The sequence below is a fragment of the Ruegeria sp. AD6 genome (assembly GCF_056542325.1).
The window spans coordinates 129615-150611 of the sequence record NZ_JBQFZQ010000002.1; the positions used below are offsets into that span (position 1 = coordinate 129615).

Below are 20997 nucleotides of genomic sequence, written 5' to 3' on the forward strand. Positions count from 1 at the left end.
GGCGTTGATCCCAACATAGCCGGACCAACCGGGCAGTACCACTGCGGTTTCGGCCCGTGACGGGTTGCATTGGCGGGCGGTGGCCTGCACTCTGGCCCCATGTTTTCGATTGAGCATGAATTCGACTCGACAGTCATTACCCTCGTGGATGAAGGCCCCAAGCCTTTGCAAGAGGATGTGGTGATCAACAGCTTCGCCGAGTGCGTGACGCTGGAACAAATGGACCCCCGCACGGATCAGATCCAGAAGATCACCCTGTCGCCCGAACAGGTCCGCGATCTGGCTGCGGCGCTGGATTTGCCAGAAGGTGTCTATCAGATTCGCGAAACGCAGGATCAGGGCTCGTAGGGTTCGAGCTGCGGCGGTTCTGGCCAAGCGACGCGGAGTCCAAAATCCGTGACCAATGGTTTGTTGAGTTTTCGTAAGTCGCCAAGCCCCCCATCCAGTGTCATTGCGCTTGCACCCGGCGTGCCGGAATGAAAATGATCCCCAATATCCAACGGCCCGCCCTTGAATCGCCAGCCGTACCGCCCAAGATACAGATGGCCGATGTAAAGGAAGTTAACATATGTCCCTGAAAAACCCTGCCGCCCTGGAGTTTTTACAGTCGCGCCGGTCCAGACCGGCCAAAACACTGATTGCTCCGGCCCCGACACGGGACGAGCTTTTGCCTTTGCTGACCGCCGCCGCCCGCAGCCCGGATCATGGCAAACTGGAACCCTGGCGGTTTATCGTGATCGAAAAGGGCGCGATGGCGCGTCTTGCTGACCTGACCGAAGTCTGTGGCAAGGCGCTGAACAAATCGCCGGAAGACATTGCCAAGGCCCGCAGCCAGTTCGACATGGGACATCTGGCTGTGGCCGTGATCGAGGTTCAGAAACCGTCGGAAAAGATCCCGGCGATTGAACAAACCTACTCTGCCGGTGCCGTCTGTCTGGCCCTGCTGAACGCGGCCCTCGCCGCCGGATGGGGCGCGAACTGGCTGTCTGGCTGGCAATCGCATGACCGGGATTTCTGCAAATCCGCTTTTGGGTTGGCCGAAAACGAACGACTGGCCGGCGTGATCCATATCGCAACCGAAGGGACCGCCCCGCCAGAACGCCCCCGGCCGGACGTTGCCGCCCTGACTGAATGGCTCACGGAATGATCATCCTGAACGCGTTCTTCGCGGCCCTTGGTCAGATCGGAGACCCCAAGTTCCGCTCAGTCTTGTTTCGCGGCATAGGTCTGACGATCCTGTTGCTGATCCTCGCCTGTGCTGCCGCGATCTGGTTCATCAATGCGCTGTCCGGTGACGAGATTTCACTGCCCTTTGTTGGCACCGTGTCGTGGCTGAACGATGTGCTGAACTATTCCGGCATCCTGCTGGTTCTGGTGTTGCCGGTGTTCCTGATGGTGCCCGTCGCCTCGGCCATCACGTCGATCTTTTTGGAAGAGGTCGCGCAGGCGGTCGAAGACAAAAACTACGCGCACCTGCCCCCGGCCCCAAAAATCCCGCTTGGCGAGTCCATTCAGGATGGTCTCAGCTTTATGGGCGTTCTGATCGTGGCAAACCTGCTGGCGCTGATCCTGTATGCGATCTTCACGCCCCTTGCTCTGTTTATATTCTGGGGCATGAACGGGTTTCTGCTGGGCCGGGAATATTTCACGCTGGCCGCGATGCGCAGGTTGGGGCGTGAGCGTGCGCGCCAGCTGCGTGCGAAACACACGGCAACTATCTGGCTTGCCGGGACGCTGATGGCGATCCCGCTTTCAGTTCCGCTGGTAAATCTGGTGATCCCGATTATCGGTGTCGCCACCTTCACCCATATCTATCACAATGTGTCAGGCCGCGCGGCCTGACACGGCTCAGCGCGGCTCAAGCTGGTTCAACCAGTCGAAATCCCGAACCGAGATCACCCCGGACAGGATAATCCCGGCGATGATGGCCCATAAAACGATCGAAATGCCCGTGGTGATCCACATCTTCTTCTTCATGTGATGCACCTCCGGCGCACCCGCATGGGTGCCCGGAACGATCTCGCCCAGATCGCCCTGCGTCTTGATGCGAATGGGCAGAACGATCAGCAGGGTCAGAAACCAGATGACTGCAAACAGCACCAATGCGGCAGTGATGGTCATTTCGGGCCCTCCGAGCTTGTGGCGTTACACCTGTTCCAGTTCGACGAGGCAGCCGTTGAAATCCTTGGGGTGCAGGAACAGAACGGGCTTGCCATGCGCGCCGATCTTGGGTTCTCCGCTACCCAGCACACGTGCACCACTTTCCTTCAGGTGGTCGCGGGCCGCGATGATGTCTTCGACTTCATAGCACACATGGTGGATGCCACCGGCCGGGTTTTTCTCAAGAAAGCCATTGATCGGGCTGTCATCGCCCAGCGGGTACAGAAGCTCGATCTTCGTGTTGGGCAGTTCGATGAACACCACCGTCACACCATGATCCGGTTCGTCCTGCGGCGCGCCCACTTTGGCGCCCAGCGCGCTGCGATACTGCTCGGATGCGGCCTCAAGATCCGGAACGGCGATGGCGACGTGGTTTAGTCGTCCGATCATAGTAAACTCCTCTGTCCTACGTTGAGTGGGTTATGGGGGCAGTTCCGGCAAAGGACAAGTGCGCCAAATCGCCCGTTAACCCTGTGTTAGCCAGAAGTTCCTAGCGTGAGGCATCTGCTGGATAGGAGATCTGACATGGACGATTCGGTTCCTTTCGCCACAACTATCGCTACGCCCACAGCGACGCGGCCTTTGCTGGGACAGACCATTCTGGTTGTCGAGGACAGCCGCTATGCCTGCGACGCGATCCGCCTGATGTGCCTGCACAGCGGGGCAAGGATCCGACGTGCCGATTGCCTGAAATCCGCGCGGCGTCACCTTCAGATCTATCGCCCCTCGGTCATTCTTGTGGATATGGGTCTGCCGGACGGGTCCGGGGCCGATCTGATTGCTGAACTGACACAGGCCTCGCCCAGGATCAGTGTCATTCTGGCGATGTCCGGTGATACATGCACCGAGTCTGCTGCCCTTGGGGCCGGGGCTGACGGGTTTTTGCCCAAACCCCTAAAATCCATGTCTTATTTTCAAAAAGCCATTCTGGAACGCCTCCCCGAGGACCGTCGGCCCAGCGGGTTGCACGCCGTTCGGGACGAAGTCATTCACCCCGATCCACTGGCCTATCAGGACGATATGGCGCATATCGCGGACGTTCTGGCAGGGCCGACCGATCCGCGCATGCTGGACTATGCTGCCCAGTTTCTTCACGGCGTTGCGCGTGAGGCCAACGATACGGTGTTGGCGGATGCGGCGCGGAAACTGTCACTTTCCCGGGCGCAAGGCAGTCCGATCACCGCTCAGGCCGCGCAGGTTGCCGGGCTAGTTCAAAACCGGCTGGAACAGCGGGAGGCGATCTGACATGGCCACCGCCTATTTTATCACCGCATCCCTGGTGTTCGGGTGGATGTACCGGCAAACCCGGCAGAGCGCCCGATCCATTCGCGTGAACCGGCAAAAGCTGGGCAAAGGGATTGATTGATTCCCTTGACGTTGCGGTTACCGGTCTGCCCTAGGCACAAGTGACAAACGCAAACCGCCCGCGCGTGGCGGGCGGTTCAGTCGTCATACGGTTTACGCCGCGCAATACGTACGCTCATCACCAGACAAGCGGCAGGCCGCGACCGACAGGCTTAATCCTGCGGAATGATCCGCAGACCCAGTTCCATCAACTGATCCGAGGTCGGGTCGGAGGGCGCGTCCATCATCAGGTCCTCGGCGCGCTGGTTCATCGGGAACATCATGACTTCGCGGATATTGGCCTCGTCCGCCAACAGCATCACGATCCGGTCGATGCCCGCAGCACAGCCCCCGTGCGGCGGCGCGCCATAGTGAAAAGCGTTGTACAGGGCACCAAAGCGGGATTTGACCTCATCCGCGCCGTAACCTGCCAGCTCAAAGGCTTTCAGCATGATCTCGGGCTTGTGGTTCCGGATCGCACCCGAGACCAGCTCATACCCGTTACAGGCCAGATCGTACTGATAGCCGCGCACGTCCAGCGGATTGCCCTGCAGCGCCTCCATACCGCCCTGCGGCATCGAGAATGGGTTGTGTTCGAAATCGATCGCGCCGGTTTCCTCGTCCTGTTCATAGATCGGGAAATCCACGATCCAGGCAAAGGCAAAGCGGTCTTTTTCGGTGAGGCCAAGGTCTTCGCCAATCACGTCGCGGGCCTTGCCTGCGACCTTTTCAAAGGCTTTCGGCTTTCCGCCCAGGAAGAACGCCGCATCACCGACACCCAGACCCAGTTGCTGCCGGATTGCCTCGGTGCGTTCGGGGCCGATGTTTTTGGCCAGCGGACCGGCTGCCTCCATCCCCTGCCCCTGATCGCGCCAGAAGATATAGCCCATGCCGGGCAGACCCTCTTTCTGGGCGAATGCATTCATGCGGTCGCAGAACTTGCGGCTGCCGCCGGTCGGCGCAGGGATGGCGCGGATTTCGGTGCCGTCCTGCTCCAACAGCTTCGCGAAAATCGCAAAGCCACTATCGCGGAAGTGGTCGGAGACCACTTGCATTTTGATAGGATTGCGCAGGTCGGGCTTGTCGGTGCCATACCACAAGGCCGCGTCCTTGTAGGAAATCTGCGGCCACTCTTGGTCAACCTTCCGGCCACCTCCGAACTCTTCGAACACGCCGGTCAGAACGGGCTGGATGGTGTCGAACACGTCCTGCTGCTCGACAAACGACATCTCAAGGTCAAGCTGGTAGAAATCGGTGGGCGAGCGGTCGGCGCGCGGGTCTTCGTCGCGGAAGCAGGGTGCAATCTGGAAATACTTGTCAAAGCCCGACACCATGATCAGCTGCTTGAACTGCTGCGGGGCCTGCGGCAGCGCGTAGAACTTGCCCGGATGCAGGCGCGAGGGCACCAGAAAGTCGCGCGCGCCTTCGGGCGAGGATGCCGTGATGATCGGCGTCTGATACTCGCGAAAGCCTTGATCCCACATGCGTTTGCGCATCGAGGCCACAACGTCCGAGCGCAGGGTCATGTTGCGCTGCATCGCCTCGCGGCGCAGGTCCAGATAGCGATAGCGCAGGCGGGTTTCCTCGGGGTATTCCTGATCGCCGAACACCATCAGCGGCAGTTCGTCGGCGGCACCCAGCACTTCCAGTTCACGAACGTAAACCTCGATCTCTCCGGTGGGCAATTTCGGGTTCACCAGATCCGCGTCACGCGCTTTGACGGTTCCGTCGATGCGGATGCACCATTCCGAGCGCACCTTCTCGAGTTCTGCAAAGGCCGCGCTGTCGCCGTCGCACAAAACCTGCGTTACGCCGAAATGGTCGCGCAGATCGATGAACAGCACGCCGCCGTGATCTCGGACCCGATGCACCCAACCGGACAGGCGAACGGTTTCACCGACATTGGCGGCGGTCAGAGCGGCGCAGGTGTGGCTGCGATAGGCGTGCATGGAATATCCCTTCGGGCGCAGAATTCGTCGCGCCGATACACCCTGTCAGGCCCGGAAAGTCAAGGCAGGTCGCGCCGTCAAAACGGCCTTTGCACATTGCCTGAATAGAAATAAACGCCCAGCCCCACGGCAAAGATGATGTTCCCCGCAATCGCGTGCAGCAGAACGGCGTAAAAGAACGAGCCGCGCTTGCGATAGGCCCAGCTGAACAGCAACCCGCCGACAAAGGTCATGATGGCGACAATCCAGCTCCAATACATCAGATGCGCGAAGGCGAAGATGGCCGCGTTCAGCAGGTCGGCCCTGCGCCCGTCCGGCAGGATGGCGTGGTAGCGGCGGAAAAACAGCGGGCGGAATAATAGCTCTTGCGGCAGGGCGGACAGAAGCGGATAGCCGATCCAGATGAAGGCCAGCATCTCGGGCCGGTTTCTCAGCAGAAAAAAGGCCGCATCTGGCCGGGTCAGGTAGATCAGCGCGGTACAGAATGCAGCAGTCACCAGTGTGAATACCGCCAGTTCGCGAAATGACCAGTTTGCCCACTCGTATCTTAGTTCTGCCCACTGAAAGCCGGGCGTAACATGCAGCAGAACGATGCCCAAACCGGTAAAGGCAAACAGCGCCGGGAACATCCAGTTGGGTGGAAAAAGCACCGCGATCACCAGCGGGGCAATGATGAAAAACAGGCCAAACTCAACCCGCAATCGCGCTGCCGCGACCGGAGGGGCGACCATCGTGCTGTCTTTGCTCACAGGTTCACCAACTCCACCGGTATCAGGCCACGTAACGAATTCCCCATGAAAACAGACTGGGCCTCTTTCATATCATTCAAGGTCAGAACCGCCTCGGCAAACTCTTCTTGTTCCAACAATTCCTCGCGCAGGATACCCGGCAATAGCCCGCTGGACAGGGGCGGAGTCAGCCGTTGCCCTTCGCGCGTTTCGATAAACAGGTTGGTGATGGAGCCCTCGCACAGCTCCTCCCGTTCGTTCAGGAACAGTAATTCGTCGATACCCTTAGGCATCGCAGCGCGGGCGGTGTCATAGAGATCACGCCGGGTGGTTTTGTGGCGCAGCCATATGTCGCCAGAGGTCAGGCGGGTCTCGGACACCCCCACCCGCCAGATCGGCGGGTTTTCCGCCAGCGGGGCGGTGGTCAGGTCGAACTGACCCGCAACATCCATGGTCAGACGACAGCGCAAGGGGGCCTCACCAGCCCCTTCGGACAACATCGCCACAGCGGCAGGTCGGTCGAAGGGCAAGCCCAAGGCATTGGCGGTGCGCGCCATTCGGTTCAGATGCCGGTCCTGTCGGACAAACCCCTGCCCGGGCCTGAAGCCCAGCGTTTCGATCAGGCGGAAATCAGGCTCAACTGGCGGGCAAAGCGGGCTTTCCATAGGGCTTCCTCGTATTCAGACGGGGCCGTGCTGTCCCAGACCACCCCACCGCCGACATTCAGCGTTGCAGCGGCACCGTCCACCATCAGCGTGCGGATGGCAACGTTGAACTCGGACCGCCCGTCCGGCGCAGCCCAGCCGATCGTGCCGCAATAGATGTCGCGGGGCCAGGGTTCGAGGTCGGACAGGATTTCCATCGCGCGGATCTTGGGTGCGCCGGTGATGGATCCGCAGGGGAACAAAGCGGTCAGGATATCGGACAACCCGGCCCCGATCTGCAACTGCGCCCGCACCAGCGACACCATCTGATGCACGGTGGCATAGGTTTCGACCTTGAACAGTTCGGGCACATGAACCGATCCGGGCAAGGCCACGCGGCTGATATCGTTGCGCAGCAGATCGACGATCATCAGATTCTCAGCCCGGTTCTTTTCGTCGCTGGACAGAAAATTGCGGCGGCGCGCATCCTCGGCCATATCTTCGCTGCGGGGCTGGGTGCCCTTCATCGGTCGCGTCTCGATACGCCCGGTCTCATCCGTGCGGAAAAACAGTTCGGGCGAGCGACTGAGCAGGTCGGGCAGCCCCTCTTGCTGAATCAAAGCGCCGTGGCCAACGGGTTGCCCAGATGTCAGGGCCGCGTAAAGCGCCGCGCTGTCCCCTTCAACCGTCAGATCGATTGGGAAGGTCAGATTGGCCTGATAAATGTCCCCGGCCCCGATGGCGTCATGCACGGCCCGGAACGCCCGACTGTATCGGGCCTCATCCCAGCGCGGCTGGAACTGGGCAATTCCGCCCGACGCTTTGGGCAGTTCGCTTTGGTCCGGTTGGTCATAGACCCCGAAACACAGCAACGGCAGTGTCCGGTCGCCCGGCAGACGGGACAACAGGCGCGGCTCCAATGCATAACCAAGCTCGTAACAGGCGTACCCCGCTAGCCAACCACCCGCCGCGCGCGCCTCATCCAGTGCCGCCAGCGCCTGGGGCACCTCGTCCGCCGTGTCCGCGCGGATGATGTGGGATGGCCGGTCGAACCGGGTTCCCGGACCGGCTGGCCCCTGATCGAAACGAATACGCAAGTGCATCCTCATAAGCCGTGCTGCGCGATATAGAGAATACGCCGCCAAGGGAAAGAGGGGAAAGCGGCAATTTCGCACCTGTTTCCGATACCTCTTGCACCTTTTCGCGCGGTCCCTATAACGCAGGACAATTTGGGCGCTGGGGCGGTGCCCTGACTCGCGGACAATCGAAGGAACAAGGCCATGCCGAGAAGAACCGACATCCAGTCGATCATGATCATCGGGGCGGGCCCCATTGTCATCGGGCAGGCGTGTGAGTTCGACTATTCCGGCGCTCAGGCCTGCAAGGCGCTGCGCGAGGAAGGTTATCGGGTCATTCTGGTGAACTCGAACCCCGCGACGATCATGACCGATCCCGGTCTGGCGGATGCCACCTATATCGAGCCGATCACGCCCGAGGTTGTCGCCAAGATCATCGAGAAAGAACGCCCCGACGCGCTGCTGCCCACGATGGGCGGACAGACCGGCCTGAACACCTCGCTAGCGCTGGAAGAGATGGGCGTGCTGGAGAAGTTCGGGGTTGAGATGATCGGCGCCAAGCGCGACGCCATCGAGATGGCCGAGGACCGCGCCCTGTTCCGCGAGGCAATGGACCGACTGGGCATCGAAAACCCCAAGGCCGAGATCGTGACCGCTCCCAAGGACGAAGACGGCAAGAAAGACCTGGATGCCGGTGTCGCCTTGGCGCTGGAAACCCTGGAAACGGTGGGTCTGCCCGCCATTATCCGCCCTGCGTTTACCTTGGGCGGCACCGGCGGCGGTGTGGCCTATAACCGCGAGGATTATATCCATATTTGCCGCTCGGGCATGGATGCCAGCCCCGTGGGTCAGATTCTGATCGACGAAAGCCTGCTGGGCTGGAAAGAATACGAGATGGAGGTGGTGCGCGACACCGCCGACAACGCCATCATCGTCTGTTCCATCGAAAACGTCGATCCGATGGGCGTCCACACCGGCGACTCGATCACCGTGGCCCCGGCCCTGACGCTGACCGACAAAGAATACCAGATCATGCGCAATCACTCGATTGCCGTGCTGCGCGAGATCGGCGTCGAAACCGGCGGGTCGAACGTGCAATGGGCGATCAACCCGGTCGATGGCCGCATGGTTGTGATCGAGATGAACCCCCGCGTGTCGCGCTCTTCGGCGCTGGCGTCCAAGGCGACCGGTTTCCCGATTGCCAAGATCGCGGCCAAGCTGGCAGTGGGCTACACGCTGGACGAGCTGGACAACGACATCACCAAGGTCACGCCCGCCTCGTTCGAGCCGACCATCGACTACGTCGTCACCAAGATCCCGAAATTCGCGTTCGAGAAATTCCCGGGCTCGGAACCTTACCTGACCACCGCGATGAAGTCGGTGGGTGAAGCCATGTCCATCGGCCGCACCATCCACGAATCGATGCAAAAGGCGCTGGCTTCGATGGAATCCGGGCTGACCGGTTTTGACGAGGTCGAAATCCCCGGCCTGAATGTCGGTGTCTGGGACGAGGCCACCGACAAGGCCGCAGTGATCAAGGCGATCAGCAAACAAACGCCCGACCGCCTGCGCACCATCGCGCAAGCCATGCGCCACGGTCTGAGTGACGACGAAATCTTCGGTGTCACCAAGTTCGACCCGTGGTTCCTGGCCCGCATCCGCGAGATCATCGATGCGGAACGTCAGGTCCGTAAAGACGGCCTGCCCGTGACCGAGGATGGCATCCGCAAGCTGAAAATGCTGGGCTTCACCGATGCGCGTCTGGGCAATCTGACTGGCCGCGACGAAGACAACGTCCGCCGCGCTCGCCGCAATTTGGGCGTCAATGCTGTCTTCAAACGCATCGACACCTGCGCGGCCGAATTCGAGGCGCAGACGCCCTATATGTACTCGACCTACGAAGCCCCGATGATGGGCGAGGTCGAATGCGAAGCCCGCCCAAGCGACCGCAAAAAGGTCGTCATCCTTGGCGGTGGCCCGAACCGGATCGGTCAGGGCATCGAGTTTGACTATTGCTGCTGCCACGCCTGTTTCGCGCTGACCGAAGCGGGCTATGAGACCATTATGGTCAACTGCAACCCCGAGACAGTCTCGACCGACTATGACACCTCGGACCGGCTGTATTTCGAGCCGCTGACCTTTGAGCACGTCATGGAAATCCTGACGAAAGAGCAGGAAAACGGCACGCTGCATGGTGTGATCGTGCAGTTCGGCGGTCAAACCCCACTGAAACTGGCCAACGCGCTGGAGGCCGAAGGCATCCCGATCCTCGGCACCACGCCCGACGCCATCGACCTGGCCGAAGACCGTGAGCGGTTCCAGGCGCTGGTCAATGATCTGGGTCTGAAACAGCCCAAAAACGGCATCGCCTCGACCGACGCGCAAGCGTTGGAGATTGCCGACGAGATCGGCTTCCCGCTGGTGATCCGCCCCTCTTACGTTCTGGGTGGCCGAGCGATGGAAATCGTGCGCGATATGGATCAGCTGCGGCGCTACATCAACGAGGCCGTGGTGGTCTCGGGCGACAGCCCGGTTCTGCTGGACAGCTATCTGGCCGGTGCGGTGGAACTGGACGTGGATGCGCTGTGTGATGGCACCGATGTTCACGTTGCGGGCATCATGCAGCATATCGAAGAGGCGGGCGTGCACTCGGGCGACTCGGCCTGTTCGCTGCCGCCCTATTCGCTGTCGGATGAGATTCTGGAACAGATCAAGGATCAGGCGTTCAAACTGGCCAAAGCGCTGAACGTCGTCGGCCTGATGAACGTGCAGTTCGCCATCAAGGATGATGAGATCTACCTGATCGAGGTGAACCCGCGCGCCAGCCGCACCGTGCCCTTCGTGGCCAAAGCGACCGACAGCGCGATTGCCTCCATCGCCGCGCGTGTCATGGCGGGTGAGAAGCTGTCGAACTTCCCGATGCGCCCGCCCTATCAGGAAGGTCAGGATACAAAAATTGCCGACCAGATGACGCTGGCCGACCCGAACATGCCGTGGTTCTCGGTGAAAGAGGCGGTCCTGCCCTTTGCCCGCTTCCCCGGCGTCGACACGATCCTGGGCCCGGAAATGCGTTCGACCGGCGAGGTCATGGGCTGGGACCGCGACTTCCCGCGCGCCTTCCTCAAGGCGCAGATGGGCGCGGGTATGGTCCTGCCGTCCTCGGGTCGTGCGTTCATCTCGATCAAAGATGCCGACAAGACCCCCGCGATGCTTGAGGCCGCACAGGTTCTGGCCGCGCAGGGCTTTGTCCTTGTGGCAACCCGTGGCACACAAAGCTGGCTGGCCGAACAAGGCGTTGCCTGCGATCTGGTCAACAAGGTCTACGAAGGCCGCCCGGATGTGGCCGACATGCTGAAAGACGGTCAGGTGCAGCTGGTGATGAACACCACCGAAGGCGCGCAGGCGGTCGAAGACAGCAAGGTCATCCGCTCCATCGCGCTCTATGACAAGATCCCCTACTTCACCACCGCCGCCGCCAGCCACGCCGCCGCGCTGGCCATCAAGGCGCAGGCCGAAGGGGATGTTGAGGTGATGTCGCTGCAGGGGTGATCCTTCACCCCAAAGGGAACAAAGCAAAACCCCCGGTCCGTGACCGGGGGTTTTTCAATTAAACAGCGGATTGCGCGGCCATTTGCCTTGCCTCCTCCCGCCTGAAGAACAGCAGGTAGAACACTGGCGCGGCGACCATGGTCAGGACTGTGGCAAAGGCCAGACCGCCCATGATCGTCACGGCCATCGAGACGAAGAACGCGTCTGTCAGCAGCGGGGCCATCCCAAGGATCGTGGTGATCGCGGCCAGCATGACCGGGCGCAGACGCGAGACCGAGGCTTCGATGATCGACTCTTGCAGGGGTTTACCGGTGGCCCGGACCAGATCGATTTCCTCGACTAGAACAATGCCGTTCTTGATCAACATCCCCGACAGGCTCAGCAGGCCCAGCAGGGCGGTGAAGGTGAACGGCAAGCCGGTTCCCAGCAGGCCAATCACCACACCGTTGACCGACATCGGCACCAGCAGCCAGATGATGATCGGCTGACGGATCGCATTGAACAGCAGGACCGAGATCAGCACCATGATCAGTAAGCTTAGCGGCAATTGCCTGCCCAGACTTTCCTGCGCGTCGCGCGAGTTTTCGAACTCGCCCCCCCACTCCATCTTGTAGCCGGGCGGCAGATCGATTGCCTCAATCGCGGCGCGCACCTCGGTATGGACCTGAGCGGCGGTAAAGCCCGCCGGGATGTCGGCTCCGACCGTGATGGTCAGAACCCGGTCGCGCCGGTGGACCAGCGTGTTCAGGGCCTGGTATTCAAACCCGTCCACCATCTGTTCGATGGGCACGAAACGTTGCGATTGATCCGAATAGACGACCTGATCGACGATTGAATAATCCCCGTCCGCCGGGCGGCGCAGGATGATCGGGATCAGGCGGTCACGCTCGCGCAGGACCCCGCCGGTGATCCCATCGGTCGAGAATTGCAGCGTGGCAGCAATATCTTCGCGGGACACGCCAGCGGTCTGGGCGCGTTCGGTCGCATAGATTGGCTGCACCGCCAGTTCCTTTTCACGCCAGTCGTGATGGACATGCAGCGCGTTGGGCGAGGCGGCGGCCATGCGCTGGACCGCCTCATCCGCCAATCGCCGCAGAACTTCCGGGTCGCTGCCCGAGAACCGAGCCTGGATCGGATCGCCGCCGCCGGGGCCAAAGACCAAGCGCCTGGTGCGGAACTCGCTTTCGGGAAACTGCACCGAGCCGAACGCCTCAAGATCCGCCTGCAAAGCAGGGATATCGTCCAGCGTTTCGGTGCGGATGATCATATGGCCGTAGCTGGGGTTCGGATCTTCGGCGGCATAGGTCAGCATGAAACGGGTGGCCCCCTGCCCCACGAAGGTGGTGACGGACACAACGTCGTCGCGGTCATTCAGCCACTCTTCAAACACGGCCATATCTTGGGCGGTGCGGGCGATGGTGGTGCCCTGAGGCAGCTTGTAATGCACAAAGAACAGGGGCGTGTTCGAGTCCGGGAAGAACTGCTGCTTCATCAGCCCGAAGCCCGCGTAGCAAACCACCGTAACCGCAGCCAGCCCCACAACCACCAGCCAGCGAAACCGCAGCGCGCCGCGCAGAACCGAGCCGTAGATGCGGAACAGAATGCCGCTATAGGCGTCCACTTCGCCTTCCTTGCCCTGTTTGAAGAAATAGTGCCCCAGCATCGGCGTCACCGTGATGGCCAGCACCCAGCTCAGCAGCAGCGAGATGCCGATCACCGCGAACAGCGAGAACAGAAACTCACCAGTTGCATCGGGGCTGAGACCGATGCCCGCAAAGGCCATGATGCCGATCACCGTGGCCCCCAGCAGGGGAATTTGCGTTTTCGAGGCCACATCTTCCGCCGCATCGCGCGAGGATTTGCCGCGCAGCATGGCGATCTGCATCCCCTCGGCCACAACGATGGCATTGTCGACCAGCATCCCCATGGCGATGATCAGCGCGCCAAGCGAGATCCGCTCCATTTCAATCGAAAACATCGCCATGAACAGCAGCGTTCCGACCACCGTCAACAGCAGCGTCGAACCCACGACAACCGCCGCACGCCAGCCCATGAAAAGGCCCAGAACCGCGACCACGATGGCCACGGACATGGCCAGATTGACCAAAAAGTCGGTCGAGGCTTGTTCGACCACCACATGCTGCTGGTAAATCGGCAGGATTTCGACGCCAAAGGGGATCGCGGTGTCCAACTCGTCAAACTTGGCATCCACGCGCTTGCCGACTTCGACAATGTTCTCGCTCGACAATCCGGCGATGCCCAGGGTGAACGCCTCGACCCCGTCAAAGCGGATCATGATGTCCGGGTCGGTCTGGCGCGCGCGGTAGACGTTGGACATATCGAACAGGTTGATCACCTGCCCCTGAGAGCCGACGGAAAGCCCGGCAATGGCGGACACACTATCCGAACCTTCGGCGGTCAGGATTGTGGTCCGGTCGTCCGCAGACCGCAGCGAGCCGGATGAATTCACCGAATCCGCGTTCGAGATCGCCTCGTTAATCGCCTGAATCGGCACGTTCTGATTCACCGAGATGGCAAGGTCGGGCTCGATAAAGATCGCCTCTTGCGGCAGGCCCTGAACCTCGACATCGGCGACGCCACTGACGGTCAGCAGCTCACGCCGAAGAAACGTAGCCAGTTCGTGTTTTTCCGCGTCCGAATAACCCTCGGCCGTCACCGCGTAGAACAGGCCAAAGACGTCACCGAAGCCGTCATTCACGTAAGGCTGGCCGACGCCCGAGGGCAGGCCGCGCGCCGCATCGCGAATCTGGGCGCGTAGGCGGGTCCAGATGGCGGGCAGTTCGTCACCGTCATAGGTGGACTTGATCTCGACCTCGATCAGCGACCGGCCGGGTTGGTTGACCGAGGTGATCGTGTCCACCTCGCCCATTTGCTGGATGGCGGATTCAAGCGGTTCCGAGACCTCAAGCGCCACTTGTTCAGCTGTTGCGCCGGGATATTGGGTGATGATGACGGCGTTCTTGATGGTGAATGCCGGGTCTTCGAGACGACCCAGAGACAGAAAGCCCCAGATACCGCCAAACAGGGCAATCAGGATGATCAACCACGTATATAGTGGCCTGTCGATCGAGGCGCGCGCGATGTTCATATCTCAGCCCCTCAGTTCCCAAAGCCGGAAAACCGGCGCACGGTTTGACCGTCGGCCAAGGCGGCGCCACCTGCGACAACAATCTCTTCCCCGCCAGACAGGCCGGTCAACACCCGAACACCACCCAACTGGGTCGGCTCGATGGTCACGGGGACGCGGCGAACGGTGCCCTCTTCTGCGCCAACCGGTGAATAGATCATGACGCCCAATTCTCCGCTCGCATCTGCGACGATGGCGGTGGTGGGTACGATGATGCCAACGCGCTGGTCCTGAACCTGAACATTCACGGTGACGGATGATCCGGGCAGAATCTGCAGCCCTTCCGGCGGGGTCAGGCCGAACTGGATGCGGAAGGTCTGACCCACGCTGGAGGTTTCAGCATCGAATTCGCGGATTTCCAGCGGAAAAACCTCATCACTGGCGGGAAACTTGGCAGTGATCGTGATGTCGTCCTGCTGGCCGGTGCGTTGGAACAAAATCTCGGGAACATCCACTTCGATCCGCAACTCGGACATATCGTGGATGCGCACAATCGGTGTGCCTGCAGAGACGGTCGTAAACGCCTCGACCGTACGGCTGGAGACCAGCGCATCGAACGGGGCGGTCAGCGTGGCGTGTTCCAGTTCGTATTCGGCATCGCGCACGGCGATAGCGGCCAGTTGCGCCTCGGTCTCGGCGTCGTCGACGGCGACCTGGCTGGCCGTGGTGCCCCGCAGGCGCGACAGTCGGGCCTCGGTCCGGTCTGCCTGTTCCTTTTGCAGGCGCGCCCGGTCCAGGCGCAGCTGGAACGGCTCGGAATCAAGCTGGGCGATCAGCCCGCCTTTGGGAATAACAAAGCCCTCGGTGACAGGCATTTCGACAATCTGGCCTGACACCTGAAACGCCAGATCAACCGTCTGCCGCGCCGCCACACGGCCAAAGAACTGGCGCGAAAACCCCGGCGTGGTTTCCTGCACAAGCATAAGTTTGACCGGCTTTGCAACCTCTTGCGCGGCCATCGGCGATGCCAGAACAGCCAAAACAAGGCCCAGAGAAGTCAGCAGTTTCATTTCTTCAATCCCTCGGGAATTCCCGTTTTCAGAATGGTGTCACGTATCTTACACGCCAGATGCGCGAATTGAGCGGTTTCTTCTTCGTTCAGGCCAGACGCGCGATGAAACAGCGCCCCCGCTTCGGCCACAAGCATATTGCGGGCATCTTCGCCCTGTTGGGTCAGCACCAGCAACCAGGCCCGCCGATCCTGCGGGTCACGTTCGCGTGTCAGATACCCCGCCTTTTCAAGCCCATCCGCCGTCGCTGTAATGGTCGAGGGCACGGTCAGCATGTCCGTGGCCAGCACCCCCATGCGCTTGGGCCGATCCAGTTTGATCAGCATATGGCATTCCGGATGGCTCAGATCGGTCTCCATCGAATCGAAAACTTCTTCGAGTTTCCAATACAGCGCATAGACGCCCATGATCGCCTGTATCTCGGGGCTAAGGCGGCCCAACCTTGTGCCAATGTCGTCCTGCACGGTGCGTCTCCTGCGTGATTGCTGGCCATATACTTCAAAATTTGAAATATTCAAGATATGAAGTTGAAATCGACCCCTCAGAGTGTATTCCCTTAGGTTAACAACTCTTGATCAAATGCCGCTGTGACTGCATTTTAGGCGGATTCGAAACCTTCAGGACCCGTCATGTATACGCCCGCCATCACCGGTACCGGCGTTTTCACGCCAGAAAACGTCATCACAAACGCTGAGCTTGTGGAAGCATTCAACGCCTATGCCGATAAGCAGAATGCCGAAAACGCCGAGGCCATCGCCGCCGGTCAGATGGAACCGATGCAGCATTCCTCGGAAGAGTTCATCGTCAAGGCCTCGGGCATTCAAAACCGCTATGTGATGGACAAGACCGGCGTTCTGGATCCGGACATGATGTACCCCGCCCTGCGCCAGCGCAGCGATGACGAGCCGGGGATCATGACCGAGATGGCAGTGGACGCCTGCAACAAGGCGCTGGCGCAGGCCGGTCGTACGGCCGCGGATGTGGATCTGGTCATCTGTGCCGCGTCGAACCACGAACGCGCCTATCCGGCGATTGCGATCGAGATTCAGCAGGCCCTGGGCATTGACGGGTTCGGGTTTGACATGAATGTGGCCTGTTCCTCGGCCACTTTCGGCATTCAGGCGGCGGCGGACATGGTGCGGTCCGGCTCGGTCCGGGCGGCGCTGGTGGTCAACCCCGAGATCTGCTCGGGCCATTTGGAATGGCGCGACCGCGATTGCCACTTTATCTTCGGCGACGTTGCCACCGCCACGCTGATCGAACGGATCGAAGACGCCCAAGGCCCGCATTTCGAGGTCCTGTCGACCCGTTGCGCCACCGCCTTCTCGAACAATATCCGCAACAATAACGGCTTCCTGCGCCGGTCGCGCCCGGCAGGCATGGTGGACCGTCGCGATATGCAGTTCATGCAGAACGGTCGGAAAGTGTTCAAAGAAGTGCTGCCGATGGTCAGCAAGCATATCGGCGACCACATGGACGCCGAGGGCGTCAGCAGCGATGACCTGAAACGCCTTTGGCTGCATCAGGCCAACAAGACGATGAATGATTTCATTGGCAAGAAAGTGCTGGGCCGCGAGCCGGAAGCCGGTGAGCAGCCGAACATCCTGCAGGATTATGCCAACACCTCATCCGCCGGATCGATCATCGCGTTCTCCAAGTATTCGGATGACTTGCAGGACGGAGACGTCGGGCTGATCTGTTCCTTCGGGGCTGGCTATTCGGTCGGATCGGTGATCGTGAAGCGGCACGTTTGATTGGCCTGACAGCGCGCCGTGTGCCCTTTGCACTCCGGGATGATGCGCTGACGCCAAAGGATCGCTGCGCATCCTCAGGTCAACTTGGCCAACGGCAAGCGCGCGAGACAAGGCGCAGATGAACGCCCGATTGGTTGAGCCTTAGCTGACGCTTTCTTCCTCGAGATGCAGTTTCATCTCGATCAGAACCTGTTGCAGCAGGCTGGTCTCTTTCAGCAAACGCTTGGCTTCGTTCACCGTGATGATGCCGTCTTCAATCGCGGCCTGATATTCTGTCATCAGCATCGCAAAGCGCTGGCTCAGGGCAATGACATCCGAATTCACGCCGCCGGTTCGTGGCTTGTCTGTGTTGCGCCCGTCATAGGACAGGGTGATGTTCTTGAGATCGGCCAAAGCCGAGGTCACATGCGGATAGGCCGCCGCATTCTCTAGCCGGGCCACGGCGTCAACTGGCATGAACCTGTCGGCATGTTCCGCATTGTCAGAATAATACCGGCCCAGAGTCGCCTTTGATTTACCCGTAATCTCGCACGCCGCTTCGATCCCGACGTCTTTGACAAGCGCCTCGGTGTGTTTCTTCAGATAAGCCCCGATCTCTGCCATTGTTTTACCTTTGTTACCTGCACGCGCTGTTCCACCCCTGTTGTTGGGGGAAAGCCTCGGGAAATTTCCCATAACAGAGTCATAATTGAAATGTCATACATTGGCTATCCCTCAGATATGCGAGGGATTTTGTGAGTGAGTGGCGGCAGTTCCTGCCGGTAATGAGTGATCGTGGGGCAGGATTGTTTAGCCTCACACCGTTAAGGCCGCATGTTGGCCGACGGCGTCGCTGTTGTGAGAGTGGTGGTTCCATCCCCAAAGAGCATGTGCTCGGCCTTCGCAACTGCAATGGCGACGTCGATTCTTTTCAGGCATTTTGAACCCTTGTCCGTTTGGCGGATGCGTTTTAGACCCGGCGCATGGCAAAGCTGTATTTCAACTACTCTACTATGAACGCGGGCAAATCGACCGTGTTGCTGCAGGCCTCGCACAATTATCGCGAGCGCGGCATGGACACCTACCTGATGACTGCCGCTGTTGACGGGCGCGCGGGAACAGGTCGCATCGCGTCACGTATCGGCATTTCCGAACAGGCCGACACGTTCCGGCCTGATACAGATGTGTTTTCCATGATCGATACGCGGCTGAAACAAGGCTCTGTCGCCTGCGTTTTTGTCGATGAGGCGCAGTTTCTGTCGGACGATCAGGTCTGGCAATTGGCGCGCGCCGTTGACGACCTGCGCGTCCCGGTTCTGGCCTACGGGCTTCGGGTGGATTTTCAGGGCAAACTGTTCCCCGGATCCGCCGCTTTGCTGGCGCTGGCCGATGAGATGCGCGAAGTCCGCACCATCTGCAAATGCGGGCGCAAAGCCACGATGGTGATTCGTCAGGATGAGAACGGCAGGGCCATCACCGAAGGCGCACAAGTTCAGATCGGCGGGAACGAGACCTATGTTTCACTCTGCCGCAAACACTGGCGCGAAGCCGTCGGCGACTAGACGCGATTGGGCAGGTCCCGGCCCGCAACAAACGCCGCCACGTTATCCAGCGCCATGTGCCCCATGTTGGTCCGAACCTCTTCGGTCGCAGTGCCCAGATGGGGCAACAGGGTGACGTTCTCCATATCGCGCAAGGCCTGAGGGACCGCAGGTTCGAATTCGTAGACGTCCAGCCCCGCCCCGGCGATCTGACCCGCCTGAAGGGCAGCGATCAGGGCGGCTTCGTCCACCACCTCTCCGCGCGCGATGTTCACCAGAATGGCTGCCGGGTTCATGGTCTCGAGCACCGTCGCGTTGATCAGATGGCGGGTTTCGGCCCCACCTGGCACGGCCAGAACCAGAAAATCGACCGACGCGGCCAGCGCAGGCAAATCCGCAAAGTATTCTGCATCGAAATCCAACTGCTTGGCGCTCCGGGACTGGTAGGCAATCTGCATCCCGAACCCGAAATGACACCGTCGGGCAATGGCCTGACCGATGCGCCCCATACCCACGATACCGACGCGCTTGCCGGTAACGTGATGCCCCAGCATCTGAGTGGGATGCCAGCCCTGCCACGCGTCAGACCGGACCAGACGTTCCCCCTCACCCGCGCGGCGTGCGGTGGACAGCAGCAGAGTCATCGCGATGTCTGCGGTGGCATCGGTGACGGCGCCCGGCGTGTTCGTGACCGTGACCCCCGCCGCGTTCGCCGCTTCGACGTCGATATGGTTGTAGCCCACACCGAAATTGGCCAACAGCTTGCAGCGTGGCGCAGGCACATCCGCAAACACGGCGGCAGAGAATTGGTCGCCCAAAGTTGGCACCACCACGTCGTAGTCTTCCAACGCCCGCTTCATCTCATCCTGTGACAGCGGCGAGGTGGAGCTGCGGATGTCGACCTCAAACTCGGCCTTTGCCCGCGCCTCAACTGCTGGCGTCATGGGACGGGTGATCCACAGTTTCATCAGTGCATCCGTCCGCCCAGCGGAACCTTTCCGTCCGGTCCGATCAACACGATCTCGCCGTTTTCGTCGGGCAGGCCCAAGACCAGCACCTCGGACATGAACTTGCCAATCTGGCGCGGAGGGAAGTTGACCACCGCCATGACCTGCTTGCCGACCAGAGTTGCCGGATCGTAATGCGCGGTGATCTGGGCCGAGGTCTTACGCTCGCCAATCTCATCGCCGAAATCGATCCACATCTTGATCGCGGGCTTGCGGGCTTCGGGGTAGGGCTCGGCCCGGATGACCTCGCCAACGCGGATATCGACTTTCATGAAGTCGTCGAAGGAAATCTCACTCACCGGACAGTTCCCTGGATCGGTCGGTCGCAGCCTTGACCGCGCGGTGCAGCAGATCGGGGAACCCTTCCTTCTCGTGCATCAGAACCTCAAGCGCGGCCTGCGTGGTGCCGTTGGGTGATGTCACATTGACCCTCAGTTGCGAAGGGTCCTCTTCCGCCGCCATCGCCAAGGCCCCTGCCCCGGCCACGGTGGATTTGGCCAGTTTCATCGCCAGATCATGCGGCAGGCCCTGCTCCTGACCCGCGGCGGCCAGCGTTTCGATCAGGTGGAAGACATAAGCCGGCCCCGAACCGCTGACGCCGGTCACCGCATCAATCTGCGCTTCGGCCGACAGGCGCACAGTCTCACCGATGGCCGAGAGCAGGTTTTCTGCCAGCGCCACATCATCTTCGGATGCATGGGTGTTGCCGATCATCGCCGTAATACCCTGACGGATCGCGGCAGGCGTGTTTGGCATCGCCCGCACAATCGGGGTGCCTGCACCCAGCACATCCTCGAACGTGGCAATCGATGTACCTGCCGCGACAGACACGAACAGGCTGCCGCCCCCGCCCAGCGCCTGTATGGCGGGCAATGCGTCGCCCATCATCTGCGGCTTGACGGCCACCAGAACCACGGCGGGTGCTTCCGGCAATGTGGTGTTGATATGGACGCCCTGCGCCTTCAGCCATTCTGACGGGTACGGATCGATCACCCAAACGGATGAGGCGGGCAGGCCGTGTTCCAGCCAACCCGCCAACATCGCGGACCCCATCTTTCCGCATCCCAACAGCACCAGGCCGTGTTCGGCCACGCGCGACATGTCCATG

General features: G+C 60.7%; 20 protein-coding genes. 7 read left to right on the forward strand and 13 right to left on the reverse strand.

Going from position 1 to position 20997, the window contains the following annotated elements; translation table 11 throughout:
• The first annotated feature begins 99 nt into the window (after positions 1 to 99).
• The 3 genes from ACR0KJ_RS07560 (at position 100) to ACR0KJ_RS07570 (ending at position 1842) form a co-directional block, all read left to right on the forward strand.
• Positions 100 to 348: a hypothetical protein gene (locus tag ACR0KJ_RS07560; protein ID WP_170452608.1), complete on the forward strand. Its 249-nt coding sequence runs from the start codon at positions 100 to 102 to the stop codon at positions 346 to 348.
• Positions 349 to 568: 220 nt separating this feature from the next.
• The gene (locus ACR0KJ_RS07565; RefSeq protein WP_170452610.1) at positions 569 to 1147 is read left to right on the forward strand and encodes a nitroreductase family protein; all 579 of its coding nucleotides are present in this window, start codon (positions 569 to 571) and stop codon (positions 1145 to 1147) included.
• Entirely contained in the window at positions 1144 to 1842 is a 699-nt protein-coding gene (locus tag ACR0KJ_RS07570; RefSeq protein ID WP_170453141.1) for an EI24 domain-containing protein, read from the forward strand. The genes ACR0KJ_RS07565 and ACR0KJ_RS07570 overlap by 4 nt, the downstream gene beginning before the upstream one ends.
• Before the next feature lie 6 nt (positions 1843 to 1848).
• On the opposite strand, the gene ACR0KJ_RS07575 is transcribed toward ACR0KJ_RS07570, so the two are convergent.
• Both ACR0KJ_RS07575 and mce read right to left on the reverse strand, forming a co-directional pair.
• Complete coding sequence (locus tag ACR0KJ_RS07575; RefSeq protein ID WP_170452611.1) at positions 1849 to 2121, reverse strand: DUF1467 family protein; 273 nt, start codon at positions 2119 to 2121, stop codon at positions 1849 to 1851.
• Between the two features lie 24 nt (positions 2122 to 2145).
• Positions 2146 to 2550, reverse strand: a complete 405-nt coding sequence (gene mce, locus ACR0KJ_RS07580; RefSeq protein WP_170452613.1) for a methylmalonyl-CoA epimerase — start codon at positions 2548 to 2550, stop codon at positions 2146 to 2148.
• 135 nt (positions 2551 to 2685) lie between these two features.
• Between mce and ACR0KJ_RS07585 the strand changes: the two genes are divergently transcribed.
• Positions 2686 to 3405, forward strand: coding sequence for a response regulator (locus ACR0KJ_RS07585; RefSeq protein WP_170452615.1), 720 nt, complete (start codon positions 2686 to 2688; stop codon positions 3403 to 3405).
• 272 nt (positions 3406 to 3677) lie between these two features.
• Here ACR0KJ_RS07585 and aspS read toward each other — a convergent pair whose 3' ends face one another.
• From aspS to ACR0KJ_RS07605, 4 genes are all read right to left on the reverse strand, one after another.
• The gene (aspS, locus tag ACR0KJ_RS07590) at positions 3678 to 5453 is read right to left on the reverse strand and encodes an aspartate--tRNA ligase (RefSeq protein ID WP_480626346.1); all 1776 of its coding nucleotides are present in this window, start codon (positions 5451 to 5453) and stop codon (positions 3678 to 3680) included.
• A gap of 77 nt (positions 5454 to 5530) precedes the next feature.
• The gene (locus ACR0KJ_RS07595) at positions 5531 to 6202 is read right to left on the reverse strand and encodes a CPBP family intramembrane glutamic endopeptidase (protein ID WP_480626347.1); all 672 of its coding nucleotides are present in this window, start codon (positions 6200 to 6202) and stop codon (positions 5531 to 5533) included.
• Positions 6199 to 6846, reverse strand: a complete 648-nt coding sequence (locus ACR0KJ_RS07600) for an aminotransferase class IV family protein (protein WP_170521727.1) — start codon at positions 6844 to 6846, stop codon at positions 6199 to 6201. The genes ACR0KJ_RS07595 and ACR0KJ_RS07600 overlap by 4 nt, the downstream gene beginning before the upstream one ends.
• Positions 6801 to 7928 (reverse strand): aminodeoxychorismate synthase component I, encoded by a 1128-nt coding sequence (locus ACR0KJ_RS07605; RefSeq protein ID WP_480626446.1) that lies wholly within the window; start codon positions 7926 to 7928, stop codon positions 6801 to 6803. The genes ACR0KJ_RS07600 and ACR0KJ_RS07605 overlap by 46 nt, the downstream gene beginning before the upstream one ends.
• 177 nt (positions 7929 to 8105) lie before the next feature.
• Between ACR0KJ_RS07605 and carB the strand changes: the two genes are divergently transcribed.
• The gene (gene carB / locus ACR0KJ_RS07610; protein WP_170452629.1) at positions 8106 to 11450 is read left to right on the forward strand and encodes a carbamoyl-phosphate synthase large subunit; all 3345 of its coding nucleotides are present in this window, start codon (positions 8106 to 8108) and stop codon (positions 11448 to 11450) included.
• A gap of 58 nt (positions 11451 to 11508) precedes the next feature.
• Here carB and ACR0KJ_RS07615 read toward each other — a convergent pair whose 3' ends face one another.
• Genes ACR0KJ_RS07615 through ACR0KJ_RS07625 form a run of 3 tightly spaced genes read right to left on the reverse strand, consistent with a single transcriptional unit; the run spans position 11509 to position 16072 of the window.
• Complete coding sequence (locus tag ACR0KJ_RS07615) at positions 11509 to 14559, reverse strand: efflux RND transporter permease subunit (protein WP_170452631.1); 3051 nt, start codon at positions 14557 to 14559, stop codon at positions 11509 to 11511.
• A gap of 11 nt (positions 14560 to 14570) precedes the next feature.
• Positions 14571 to 15608: an efflux RND transporter periplasmic adaptor subunit gene (locus tag ACR0KJ_RS07620; RefSeq protein ID WP_480626348.1), complete on the reverse strand. Its 1038-nt coding sequence runs from the start codon at positions 15606 to 15608 to the stop codon at positions 14571 to 14573.
• A complete protein-coding gene (locus ACR0KJ_RS07625) occupies positions 15605 to 16072 on the reverse strand; it encodes a MarR family winged helix-turn-helix transcriptional regulator (RefSeq protein ID WP_480582606.1) in 468 nt (155 codons plus the stop codon). Before ACR0KJ_RS07625 ends, ACR0KJ_RS07620 begins: the two co-directional genes overlap by 4 nt.
• A gap of 165 nt (positions 16073 to 16237) precedes the next feature.
• On the opposite strand from ACR0KJ_RS07625, the gene ACR0KJ_RS07630 reads away from it, so the two are divergent.
• Positions 16238 to 17362: a beta-ketoacyl-ACP synthase III gene (locus ACR0KJ_RS07630; RefSeq protein ID WP_170736454.1), complete on the forward strand. Its 1125-nt coding sequence runs from the start codon at positions 16238 to 16240 to the stop codon at positions 17360 to 17362.
• Positions 17363 to 17503: 141 nt separating this feature from the next.
• Here ACR0KJ_RS07630 and ACR0KJ_RS07635 read toward each other — a convergent pair whose 3' ends face one another.
• Positions 17504 to 17965 carry a hypothetical protein gene (locus ACR0KJ_RS07635; RefSeq protein WP_170452637.1) on the reverse strand — a complete coding sequence of 154 codons (462 nt, stop codon included), beginning with the start codon at positions 17963 to 17965 and terminating at the stop codon, positions 17504 to 17506.
• 359 nt (positions 17966 to 18324) lie between these two features.
• Between ACR0KJ_RS07635 and ACR0KJ_RS07640 the strand changes: the two genes are divergently transcribed.
• Positions 18325 to 18903, forward strand: a complete 579-nt coding sequence (locus tag ACR0KJ_RS07640) for a thymidine kinase (protein ID WP_170622878.1) — start codon at positions 18325 to 18327, stop codon at positions 18901 to 18903.
• Here ACR0KJ_RS07640 and ACR0KJ_RS07645 read toward each other — a convergent pair.
• From ACR0KJ_RS07645 to proC, 3 genes are read right to left on the reverse strand one after another with little or no spacing between them, the layout of a single operon-like run.
• Positions 18900 to 19850, reverse strand: coding sequence for a 2-hydroxyacid dehydrogenase (locus tag ACR0KJ_RS07645; RefSeq protein WP_480626349.1), 951 nt, complete (start codon positions 19848 to 19850; stop codon positions 18900 to 18902). The genes ACR0KJ_RS07640 and ACR0KJ_RS07645 overlap by 4 nt on opposite strands.
• The gene (locus ACR0KJ_RS07650; protein ID WP_170521714.1) at positions 19850 to 20188 is read right to left on the reverse strand and encodes a tRNA-binding protein; all 339 of its coding nucleotides are present in this window, start codon (positions 20186 to 20188) and stop codon (positions 19850 to 19852) included. The genes ACR0KJ_RS07645 and ACR0KJ_RS07650 overlap by 1 nt, the downstream gene beginning before the upstream one ends.
• The gene (proC, locus tag ACR0KJ_RS07655; protein ID WP_480626350.1) at positions 20181 to 20996 is read right to left on the reverse strand and encodes a pyrroline-5-carboxylate reductase; all 816 of its coding nucleotides are present in this window, start codon (positions 20994 to 20996) and stop codon (positions 20181 to 20183) included. The genes ACR0KJ_RS07650 and proC overlap by 8 nt, the downstream gene beginning before the upstream one ends.
• Position 20997: the final 1 nt, after the last annotated feature.

Coding starts and splice junctions, on each gene's coding strand:
- ACR0KJ_RS07560 (WP_170452608.1), top strand. CDS start 100: ATGTTTTCGATTGAGCATGAATTCGACTCGACAGTCATTACCCTCGTG.
- ACR0KJ_RS07565 (WP_170452610.1), top strand. CDS start 569: ATGTCCCTGAAAAACCCTGCCGCCCTGGAGTTTTTACAGTCGCGCCGG.
- ACR0KJ_RS07570 (WP_170453141.1), top strand. CDS start 1,144: ATGATCATCCTGAACGCGTTCTTCGCGGCCCTTGGTCAGATCGGAGAC.
- ACR0KJ_RS07575 (WP_170452611.1), bottom strand. CDS start 2,121: ATGACCATCACTGCCGCATTGGTGCTGTTTGCAGTCATCTGGTTTCTG.
- mce (WP_170452613.1), bottom strand. CDS start 2,550: ATGATCGGACGACTAAACCACGTCGCCATCGCCGTTCCGGATCTTGAG.
- ACR0KJ_RS07585 (WP_170452615.1), top strand. CDS start 2,686: ATGGACGATTCGGTTCCTTTCGCCACAACTATCGCTACGCCCACAGCG.
- aspS (WP_480626346.1), bottom strand. CDS start 5,453: ATGCACGCCTATCGCAGCCACACCTGCGCCGCTCTGACCGCCGCCAAT.
- ACR0KJ_RS07600 (WP_170521727.1), bottom strand. CDS start 6,846: ATGGAAAGCCCGCTTTGCCCGCCAGTTGAGCCTGATTTCCGCCTGATC.
- ACR0KJ_RS07605 (WP_480626446.1), bottom strand. CDS start 7,928: ATGCACTTGCGTATTCGTTTCGATCAGGGGCCAGCCGGTCCGGGAACC.
- carB (WP_170452629.1), top strand. CDS start 8,106: ATGCCGAGAAGAACCGACATCCAGTCGATCATGATCATCGGGGCGGGC.
- ACR0KJ_RS07615 (WP_170452631.1), bottom strand. CDS start 14,559: ATGAACATCGCGCGCGCCTCGATCGACAGGCCACTATATACGTGGTTG.
- ACR0KJ_RS07620 (WP_480626348.1), bottom strand. CDS start 15,608: ATGAAACTGCTGACTTCTCTGGGCCTTGTTTTGGCTGTTCTGGCATCG.
- ACR0KJ_RS07630 (WP_170736454.1), top strand. CDS start 16,238: ATGTATACGCCCGCCATCACCGGTACCGGCGTTTTCACGCCAGAAAAC.
- ACR0KJ_RS07635 (WP_170452637.1), bottom strand. CDS start 17,965: ATGGCAGAGATCGGGGCTTATCTGAAGAAACACACCGAGGCGCTTGTC.
- ACR0KJ_RS07640 (WP_170622878.1), top strand. CDS start 18,325: ATGGCAAAGCTGTATTTCAACTACTCTACTATGAACGCGGGCAAATCG.
- ACR0KJ_RS07645 (WP_480626349.1), bottom strand. CDS start 19,850: ATGAAACTGTGGATCACCCGTCCCATGACGCCAGCAGTTGAGGCGCGG.
- proC (WP_480626350.1), bottom strand. CDS start 20,996: ATGGACATGTCGCGCGTGGCCGAACACGGCCTGGTGCTGTTGGGATGC.